We start from the raw sequence: 710 nt of genomic DNA on the forward strand, positions 1-710 counted from the left end.
AATCTCGTAGAGAACAGTTCAGGTGATCGCAAAGGAAAGACAGGTATAAGCAAACGAGGACGTTCTCGTTTAAGGGCATTGCTGTTCCGCTGTATCTTGCCGCTAGTGGCTAAAAACGAAGAGTTTAAAGCGTTGCATAAGCATTACACGACGCGCTCCCAAAACCCGTTAAAGAAGAAGCAGTCGCTCATCGCATTGTGTGGAAGACTGATCCGCATCCTTCATACTTTGGGGACGAAACAAAAATCATACAATGCCACCGAAGTGTTAGGACATGTTCATCAAACCAGCATACAAAAGAGTGCTGCTTAAGAAAATCAACAGCTATTAACCTGAGTTTTCGCTTATTCACATGTGTATAACAATGACAATGGAAGCATCGGAGAAGCCGGAGAACTACACACCATAAGGGCTACGACCCCGTAAAGGAGCAAGAATCGGCATCCACCCCTTGAGAGGTAGAACGAAGGAATGTAAGGGCATAGACCCAGCGTGACATGGGAGGGTAAACCCCAAGGGTGCATGTGGAGATCCACTGTGCGATCATATCCAATTTCCACAGTTTTGGAACCAAACGATCCTAAGCTCTGTTCCCGCCTACGTCCTTACAGAAAATGATGTAGAGTCTACATTCTCCACCACTACCACACAAGGTGTCAATGTTGTAATACTGAGAATAAGCGAGAAAACGGGAGAAAACATTACTTTAT

The 710-nt window shown here is 45.1% G+C and carries 1 protein-coding gene; it reads left to right on the forward strand.

The features are described 5' to 3' along the window. Positions 1-312 (forward strand): transposase (locus tag AC2TDN_RS26590; RefSeq protein WP_484690742.1); only part of this gene is annotated, 312 nt, incomplete at its 5' end. Positions 313-710 lie beyond the last annotated feature (398 nt).

Source organism: Paenibacillus sp. Y660 (assembly GCF_057221575.1).